This is a genomic window from Trichococcus sp. (assembly GCF_049589555.1).
GTDB lineage: Bacteria > Bacillota > Bacilli > Lactobacillales > Aerococcaceae > Trichococcus.
On sequence record NZ_JBAWAZ010000386.1, the window covers coordinates 1 to 9,159 of the forward strand.

9 protein-coding genes are annotated in these 9,159 nt (G+C 44.9%); 2 read left to right on the forward strand and 7 right to left on the reverse strand.

Features of this window, described 5'->3' with window-relative positions; translation table 11 throughout:
* From WBV27_RS13330 to WBV27_RS13345, 4 genes are all read right to left on the reverse strand, one after another.
* Positions 1-125 (reverse strand): DUF6803 family protein (locus WBV27_RS13330; RefSeq protein ID WP_424202608.1); only part of this gene is annotated, 125 nt, incomplete at its 3' end.
* A gap of 507 nt (positions 126-632) precedes the next feature.
* On the reverse strand, positions 633-947 hold the full coding sequence (locus WBV27_RS13335; protein WP_068562294.1) for a pyrimidine/purine nucleoside phosphorylase: 315 nt from the start codon (positions 945-947) through the stop codon (positions 633-635).
* A 51-nt stretch (positions 948-998) separates the two neighbouring features.
* Positions 999-1,349 carry a DUF2200 domain-containing protein gene (locus tag WBV27_RS13340; protein WP_424202602.1) on the reverse strand — a complete coding sequence of 117 codons (351 nt, stop codon included), beginning with the start codon at positions 1,347-1,349 and terminating at the stop codon, positions 999-1,001.
* Positions 1,350-1,549: 200 nt separating this feature from the next.
* A complete protein-coding gene (locus WBV27_RS13345) occupies positions 1,550-3,469 on the reverse strand; it encodes a LysM peptidoglycan-binding domain-containing protein (protein ID WP_424202603.1) in 1,920 nt (639 codons plus the stop codon).
* 252 nt (positions 3,470-3,721) lie between these two features.
* Between WBV27_RS13345 and WBV27_RS13350 the strand changes: the two genes are divergently transcribed.
* Positions 3,722-3,949, forward strand: a complete 228-nt coding sequence (locus WBV27_RS13350; RefSeq protein WP_424202604.1) for a hypothetical protein — start codon at positions 3,722-3,724, stop codon at positions 3,947-3,949.
* Between the two features lie 214 nt (positions 3,950-4,163).
* Here the strand turns inward: WBV27_RS13350 and WBV27_RS13355 are convergent, their stop codons facing one another.
* Both WBV27_RS13355 and ftsH read right to left on the reverse strand, forming a co-directional pair.
* Entirely contained in the window at positions 4,164-4,925 is a 762-nt protein-coding gene (locus WBV27_RS13355) for a DUF5050 domain-containing protein (protein WP_424202609.1), read from the reverse strand.
* Between the two features lie 177 nt (positions 4,926-5,102).
* Positions 5,103-6,938, reverse strand: coding sequence for an ATP-dependent zinc metalloprotease FtsH (gene ftsH / locus WBV27_RS13360; RefSeq protein ID WP_424202605.1), 1,836 nt, complete (start codon positions 6,936-6,938; stop codon positions 5,103-5,105).
* A gap of 317 nt (positions 6,939-7,255) precedes the next feature.
* Between ftsH and WBV27_RS13365 the strand changes: the two genes are divergently transcribed.
* On the forward strand, positions 7,256-8,002 hold the full coding sequence (locus WBV27_RS13365) for a DUF2087 domain-containing protein (RefSeq protein WP_424202606.1): 747 nt from the start codon (positions 7,256-7,258) through the stop codon (positions 8,000-8,002).
* Positions 8,003-8,391: 389 nt separating this feature from the next.
* On the opposite strand, the gene WBV27_RS13370 is transcribed toward WBV27_RS13365, so the two are convergent.
* Positions 8,392-9,159 (reverse strand): RtcB family protein (locus WBV27_RS13370; RefSeq protein WP_424202607.1); only part of this gene is annotated, 768 nt, incomplete at its 5' end.

Below are 9,159 nucleotides of genomic sequence, written 5' to 3' on the forward strand. Positions count from 1 at the left end.
TCGAAAATAATGAAAAATTCCGAAATCGTCAGCGTCTCCGCGCAGATCACTGGTATGGCCATAAAAATGATCAGATTCCAGGGCTGATCTGAAGCTAATAATGACATGTAATGAGTCATGCTCATAATTGTTTCCTCCTCAAAGTAAAATGACTAAAAATTGATAGTCTAAATATACTGAACGAATGTGTGGATTGGATGGAGATTAGGCGTCTTCATCTGAGTTACATAATCACCTGATATCCTGTGACTGTAGCAAAAAAACAATCCGGAAAGTGGGGGCCAAATAATGCTGACAATCCAATTTATTATTTCAATACTCATGGTTCTCGTCTTAATGAGCTTGATTATGAACACAATCCGTAAACAGGATTCTGTTTTGAGAGCAGATGTGAAACGATTGCGGTCTGAAAATGAGGCTTTGAGGAAAGAACTTCTGAAACGCGGAATCGTTGAATATGTCTAGTCGTTGATAATCGGCAGCGATAACAAACGCTGCCTACAAATTATAAAAAATCAGCCCGAAAACGAAGATTCGATAGACGAACTTCGTTTTCGGGCTAGTTTATTTTGTTGAAATCAGTTGATTTGCCTTAAACGTTGCGCAGTTATTAAAAAACCAGCGCTTCAGATTCAGTCATTTTTGTATGAACAGCAATAATCCACATATTTCTCGACGATCATCTTGAAGGATGAGTTTGCCGGAACGACATAGCTTTGGCCTTTGCTGTAGAGTGTGTATTCCGCTTCGCCCGGCAGCATGACTGACATGTCACCGCCCAGGACTTCCATGATTTCCTCTGCATCGGTATTGAATTCGTACTCGCCTGCCAACATGAAGCCAAGCGTCTTTTTCTCTCCGCTTTCGAACAGAACCGTTCTGCTGGTAACTTTCCCATCAAAATACACATTTGCTTCCTTGATTACTGTAACATTTTTGAATTCCATCCTATTTCCTCCATTAGCTTGATTATTTTATGTTTTTCTTTCACGTATAACCTATTTCCTCAGTATTTTCTCCATCGTCTTCCCCTTAGCCAGCTCATCGACGAGTTTATCCAAGTAACGGATTTTTTGCATGAGCTTGTCCTCGATCTCTTCGACGCGGTAACCGCAAATGACTCCCGTGATAAGGGACACGTTGGGATTCAGCTGGGGTGCCTGTTCGAAAAAAGTCTCAAAATCGACTTTGTTGTTCAGCTGTTGCTGCAGAGTTGCCTCATAATATCCGGTCAGCCAGAAAATGATTTCATCGACTTCTTCTTTCGTGCGGCCTTTTTTCTCGGCCTTCTGGATATACAACGGATAGACGCTGGCAAACGACATTCCAAAAATTCTCGTATTTTTCATGATGGCCTCCTTCTGAATCTTCCTGAAGCTATATTTGATGCTTATGAGTGTTATTATGCCATAAATCGCAGAAAAGCTCATCACTTATTGGCAAGGGTGCCCAAAAATATCGTCATACCAGCTACAGCAGAGTCCATTTTTTCAGAAAAAGAAAGGTCAAGATCCGCACGTGGAATCTTCACCTTCACAAATGAATTATTCTACTTGATACTTGCCGTCATATTTAGGATTTCTATCGGATTATTTGTGCTATCGATTCGATACACGACTTCATTTTTTTGCCACATAATCATCGTTTCTGTTTGCGAAGGGCTTATCATTACAACTCGGATACGTCCCGTATCATTTGGCGGCGGCAAAAAGACGCTTTCCAATTCATCTACAATATTCTTTGCCAAATCAATACCCATCTGGTTTTCGATAGGATACAACACTTCCAGCAACCAATTGCCTTCATTCCATGCCAACAGCGTTTTACCCATGCCTGAATTTTGATAGCCGATTATTCCATACCCCAGATCGATAGTAGGAGCGTATGAAGAAAATCCCTGTTTGGCATCGTGATGTTCAATGGCTTTCGCTGCAGCTGATTTATCGACATAGACGATGGCTTCAAGTGTAGCTATTTGACGGGCGATAGCCTGATTATTCAACGAAGCATCATTAATCGGAATAAGCACTTTCGTTTCGTAGAAAGTGACAAAGTATCCGTATTCCGTCCTTTTGGCAGCAGCACTGGCATAAAAGTAACCGGGATCCTGCGGAATCATGGAAGGTAAATGATCTGGGCTCTCACCCAAAAGATGGGCCACTTGATGCAGCATTGCCGTTTCCTGTGGTCTCGCTTCATGATGCCCAATGTTCGTCCATCCCAGAACATCATACTGATTCCAAACATTTTCGCCTGCCACTGCGACAGTGCCGTCTTTCCTCAGTCCAAAAGTATTCCCGCCTGCAGTAATGGCTATCATGTCTTTCCAACCGGACACCTCGCATTGCCCTTCTTGATTGTATCCTGTCGCAACGACCGTGCCATCCGACTTCATGCCTACTGTATGATGAGCTCCTGCTGCTACAGCGATGACAGCCGTCCATCCCGATACATCCCCTTGACCGTAGCTGTTTTCCCCTGCAACCAGAACGGTCCCGTCTGAATTCAGCCCTACCGCATGCGAATCACCTGCGGAAATAGCCACAATATCCGACCATTCGGAGACAGCAAGTTGGTTGCGATCATTTTTCCCTGTGGCGACGACTTTCCCATCCGATTTCAGCCCCAAGGTATAGCCATTGCCCGCGGAAACGGCAACGAGGTCTGTCCACTCCTGGACATTGCATTCCCCGCTTTCGTTGTTTCCGGTCGCGATCACCGTTCCGTCTGCCTTCAGACCTACCGTATGGCCGATTCCGGCTGATACAGCCACAATATCTTTCCAATCCGCAACGGCGCTTTCTCCGCTAAGGTTACTTCCGGTTGCCACCACCATGCCATCCGATTTCAAGCCTACCGTGTGATAGGCTCCCGCTGATACAGAAACAATCCCCGACCAACTTCCGACATCCCCTTGCCCGGATTCATTCCACCCTGCAGCAACGACCGTGCCATCCTTTTTCAGCCCTACCGCATATCCCCCGCCCGCAGAAAGGATTTCCTGTTGCGTAAAACTTGCGGAAAGCGGAAGCGTCAGCATCTGACCGATGTAAATCAGATTGGGATCATTGATTTGATTGGTTTTTACAAGTTGGTCAACCGTCACACCATACCTCAACGCAATTTCGGAGAGCGTATCCCCGGCCACAACCGTATACTTCATCCCGAATGGTTGCGGGTAATCAGCAACAGCAGCGGATGCTTTCGGAATGACAATTTTTTGCCCAATCCTGATCAATCTGGGCTGGGCGATGTTATTCGCCGTCACAAGCTGCCGCACAGTCACTCCGTATTCAAGAGCAACTCTGTACAGCGTATCGCCTGCTTTGACTGTATATATGACATTCTCTTGCGCTGCATTTTGTGATTCCACTGCAACGATATTTGGCGATAGCATGCCGAAAAGGAGCAGCACCGAAAAAACCGCAGAGACAACCCATCTACGCATCCATTGCAAATAAACCCGCATTTCTCTCTCCCTCATTTCCGAACTACAAGCAATGCTATTGGCCAAAGCGGAACTGAATCTATTTTTGTAAGGACCTCAAACATTCGCACCTTATTCTTCAACTCCATTTTACTGCTTCCATAATTGCTAATCAAAATTCGGAGGTTTAACATACAGCTATATCATATGGATTTGGTTATCTCGAATTTTCGTGTATGATGTAATCAGGATGAGGTCTGGAAATAACGAGTTATAAGAATGGGAGTGATATACATGACATCGTCACAAATATACGTGGTAGTAGTTGTTCTGTTTTTAGCTCTTGTATTTATTAGTATTAATAATTCAAAACCTAAACGACTCAGTGTGCTGGCTTCCATCGCTTTTGGATTGATAGTGGCGGGAATTGTTTTTGGCGAAAATAGATCGATCGGCTACAGTCTGCTTGCAGTCGGGATCATCCTATCGGCAGTAGATGCATATATGAAAACAAAAAAATAATGGCTGAACCCATTCGTATTAATGAACATTTTTCTTTTATGGCGAACCAACGGAAAGACTTCTTCGGAGGTCTTTTTTTAATGCAATTGGAGCCAACAAAATAAGAAAAACGGAAAACCCGTCATTATAGGTTTTCCGCTCAGTGAATCCACTTTACTCTTTTGAGTCATTCCTGTGAAATTATCAGAAACAACAGAGTATAGCCGCTGAATATCTATTCGAACTGCTTCTTGTTGCTGCCGTCCAAGTTGATCCTGTAAGCAGCCCCTGAATATTCGCCGTAGTAAATGTATTCACCGTAAATGTCCAAGATATTCCACATTTTCACTTTATTCATTTTTGCTGCTGCGCTCCCGTCCAGATTTGCCCTGTAGAGCCAATCATTTTTACTGTAATAGAGCGAATCCCCGTCTATAGACGTAAAAGTCCCCTCCGCAAGCTTTGATTGCTCGGTACCATCTGTTTTCATCCTGTTTACGTTCTCATATTCCCCTTTTTCATTTTTCTCACCGTAATAGAGCCAGTCCCCTTCTACTGCATGTATGACTGCATTGTCTGATAGTTTCATAACCCCAGTGCCGTCAGTCTTCATTTTGAATAAACTTGTTCCATCCGCATAATAGATCGTCTCACCTGACACCTTCATGTCTCCTTCGAAAGAGCTGATGTCAGCAATCTTAGTCTTTTCGGTGCCATCCGTTTTTACCTTATAGATGCTTCCCGGTTTCGTACTGTAGTAAATCCAATCCCCCGACACTTCGAACCCGTACGAGCTTTCTTTGCCAATATCCACAACATTTTCCGCCCCTGTACCATCTGTTTGAATCTTGCTGACACCACCCATGTCTGAGTAGTAGATGGTGTCCCCCTGAATTACCATATAACCGCTAGCAAAATTGTCAGCGAGTTTGGTCTTTCCTGTCCAGTCAGTTTTCATTTTATAAAGGGCTTCTGCTTTGGTGTCTGTATAGTAAATCTAGTCCCCGCTCTGTTTGATCGTACCTATAGACGCGGTTTCTGATGAGCCACAGCCAGTCAGCAGTGCCAAGCCCAAAATGATCATCACAAGTAAGCCTATATTCTGTTTCATGAGTGTTCCCCTCATCTGATCCAACTCACAGCCGCGTGTGCACTAGCTTGAAACCTAGATCCCTCATTCTTCTTTCGTCAGCATTTCCATGAATTCCTCTCCGGTCATGGTTTCTTTTTCGAGAAGCTTATTTGCAAGTTCATGCATTTTCGGTAAGTTTTCCCGGATGATTTCCTTGGCTTTCTCGTGGGCGAATTTGATGATGCGCAAAACCTCATCATCGATTTTCGCAGAGGTTTCATTCGATACGAGCGAGGTTACATCCGTTCCCAGATAAGGATTATTGATTGTTTCCAAAGCCATCATGTCGAATTTTTCACTCATACCGTAGCGCGTGACCATCGCTCTCGCAATAGCCGTTGCTGCCTCTATGTCATTTTCAGCTCCGGACGTGACCGTATTCAAAATGACTTCCTCGGCAGAACGACCGCCCATGTAGGTGACGATTTTATTCAGGAATTTTTCCCGGCTCATCAGAATCTGGTCTGTCTCTTCAGATTGCATGGTGTAGCCAAGAACTCCAGATGTCCTTGGGATGATGCTAATTTTATTGACTGGTGCGGAATCGGTCTGTTTTGCGGCAACAATCGCATGGCCAATTTCATGGTACGCGATTGCCAGTTTGTCTTCTTTCGAAAAGATCGCATTTTTCCGTTGGTATCCGGCCAGAATGATTTCCAAAGCATACTCCAGATCGGATTGGTTGATTTTGCCGCGTCCCTCCTTTATGGCATGGAGAGCGCCTTCATTTATCAAATTGGCAAGATCAGCGCCGGAGCTGCCGGGTGTATCCCTAGCAATCTCCTTCAGGTCGATATCTTCGGCCATTTTGACGGATTTTACATGAACCTCCAGAATCGCTTGCCTCCCGGCAATATCCGGCAGTTCAAGCGGGATGCGCCGGTCAAACCGTCCAGGTCGCAGCAGCGCTTTGTCGAGAACTTCAGGTTTATTCGTTGCCGCCAGGATCACCACGCCTTTTTCCGAGGAGAAACCATCCATCTCGTTCAATAGCTGGTTGAGCGTCTGGTCCCGCTCATCATTTCCGGTTATCCCTGACAGGTTACGGCTCTTGCCGATCGTATCGATTTCATCGATGAAGACAATGCAGGGGGCTTTTGCCTGCGCTTGATTGAACAAATCCCTCACCCTGGCTGCGCCAACACCGACGAACATCTCCATGAATTCTGATCCCGAAATAGAGAAGAAGGGAACCCCGGCTTCTCCCGCGACTGCTTTTGCAAGAAGCGTTTTACCGGTCCCCGGAGGTCCAACAAGCAGAATTCCTTTTGGCATCTTCGCCCCGATTTCCCGGTACTTTTGGGGATTGTGCAGAAAATCGATCACTTCCCAAAGCGCTTCTTTCGCTTCGTCCTGGCCGGCTACGTCCGCAAATGTTTTTCCTGTTTCAGATGCAGCATAAATCATGACGTTGCTTTTGCCGAATTTCATTTCGCTACCGCCTAGCCCTCCTACTCTTCCCTGCAGCCTGCGCATCATGAATCCCCAGAAGACATACAATAACGCCAATGGCAGCATCCAGATCAGGAAAAAATCAACAATCGGAGAACTTTCTTCAACAATCTCTTTTTCAAACTTTGCTTCCGTCAGCAGCAGTCGTTCAGTAAGCTGTGGATCCTCCATTCTGCCGGTGATGAAGGTGCTCTCCTCCCCTTCATCGTCCAGTGTTGTGAATTCTATCCGGTTTTCCTCCACCAGAACCGACTCGACACTGCCTTCTTCAAGCATTGAAACAAACGTTTTATAATCCACTTCCGTTACCGGATTTTCCTGCAGACCGGGGGAAATGAAAAAATTCAGCACGATCAGAAAAATTGCAATTGTCACAGCAAAATTCAGCCATTGTTTATTGACCTTCGGGGGCATTTTAGATTCCATCAGATTATCCCTCCCCTTCTTACCAAAGAACTTTCCGTCACCTTTATTATCCCAGAAAAACCGGATATTACAAAAAATTACGCAGTCTTTGAAATAAGCGCTGACCAGCTGATCAGCTGCATCTCATGTAGCCAGAAATAGCAACGTTCGCTTACACCTTACTGGAATATTCAGTCGGTATTTTCGCTTTGGCGCTTATCTATTTTGCTTGGAAAGCGAAAAACTTAATTTAACAAACATTTTCAGTTTTTGTTTACAAATAGAATAACGAATTATATAATTGTTTGCACAAACAAGAGGAAGGAGGATAGGATTTTATGATTGACAACAGCACACTACTAGAATTACAGAACGGCTATCGATTTGATCAGCATGCTAAAAGCTACGCTTGCTTATTTTGTCGTCAAATCTACCAACAGGGAATCATCTATCCAATGGGAGAGGTGCTTTATGAAGCGGAAAAGGCTGTGCTCGTGCACATACAGCAATCGCATGGCTCTGTTTTCGAAACACTGATTCAATTAGATAAAAAATATACAGGATTATCTGACGTTCAAAGGGAAATGCTACAGCTATTTCATCAAGGCCTGTCCGATAAGGAAATATTGGAGCGGTCTTCTTCGGGAAGCATCTCGACCATTCGTCAACATCGTTTCAAGCTGAAGGAAAAGGAAAGGCAGGCAAAAATTTTTCTTGCGCTGATGGCCAACCTGGACAGCGGCAGAGTACCCATGAAAGATAGCCCTATTCACAAGGAGGAAATAATAGTGGATTCACGCTATGGCATTAAAGAAAATGAACGGGAAAAAGTACTGCAAACATATTTTAAAAATGGATTAGATGGAGCAGTGGATATTTTCCCAAGCAAGGAAAAACGCAAAATTATAGTGCTGCAGCACATTTTGAAACGTTTTGATCAAGGCAAGAAATATTCTGAGAAGGAAGTCAACGACATCATTAAAACAGCTCACGATGATTATGTGACGGTACGTCGCTATTTTATTGAATATGGATTTATGGATCGTAATAGCGATGGCTCACAGTACTGGGTTATCACTGATTAACGTTGAGTTTTACAGTTGTTTCCGCATAATTGTATAAAAAGTGAATGGGGCTGTATCAAAATCAGAATAGTATTTTCTGGCTTGATACAGCCCCTTCTGTTTGGGAAATAAATTTATGCTCAGAAATAACCCGCCAAAAAGCGGTTAGGCGGGGAAAATAAACGCAAATCACAGTCAGAAAACCCGCCAAAACCATTTTGGAGGGGAAAAACGTCCGCGGACAACACGAGATTCCCCGTCAAAACCATTTTGGCGGGGAATCTCGCTCACAATTATAAATTCGAACCCAATACCAGACAAGCCTACCAACAAAACCCAAAGAATAAGCTGCCTCATTTTTGATATGCCCCTCTTCTTTGACATATTTTTTACTGTTTTGCGATTACCGGCTATCCTTTCACAACACCCAGTGTTTCCAGCTTGCGGATAGGCTCAATCAAGTCCAGTTCATTGGCGATGACAAAATCGATATCTTTATATGCAAACCGGGCTTCTTCTCCTATATCGCGTTTCCTTGTTTTCCCCAGAAAAATCCCCTTCGATTCAAGATCGAGGATTGTATCCTCCACACCAAACTTTTCCATCGCCTCTTTCCTGCTCATCTGGCGGCCTGCTCCGTGCGAGCACGAATGAAAACTTTCCGGACTCCCTTTCCCTTTGACCAAATAGGAACTCGCCCCCATTGCGCCCGGGATGATCCCCCATTCGCCTTCCCTGACCCGGATGGCACCTTTCCGATGAACCCAGACCCTCTTCCCGGCATGTTCTTCATAAGCGGCATAATTATGATGGCAGTCAATCGGTTCGGAAAGTTCAATCTCGGTAAAATCTGCATATTCGGCAACAAGGCGACGAATGATTTCGATGACGATCCCCGTAATTTTCGCCCGGTTCTCTTTGGCGAACGCCATGGCAAACTCCATCCATCTGATATAGGACTTTCCGATGTCCCTGTCAGCCGGCAGGTAAGCCAAATTCCACTCCGGAGGAACCGGCGAATGCTGCTGCAGATTCAGTTGCTTCGCCTTAGCATCAAAATAACGGCAGACAGCATCCCCGACATTCCGCGAACCGGTATGGACCATCACGCCCAAGAAGCCCTCTTCATCGGTTTGCAGTTCAATAAAGTGATTCCCGCCGCCGAGCGTCCCTGCTTG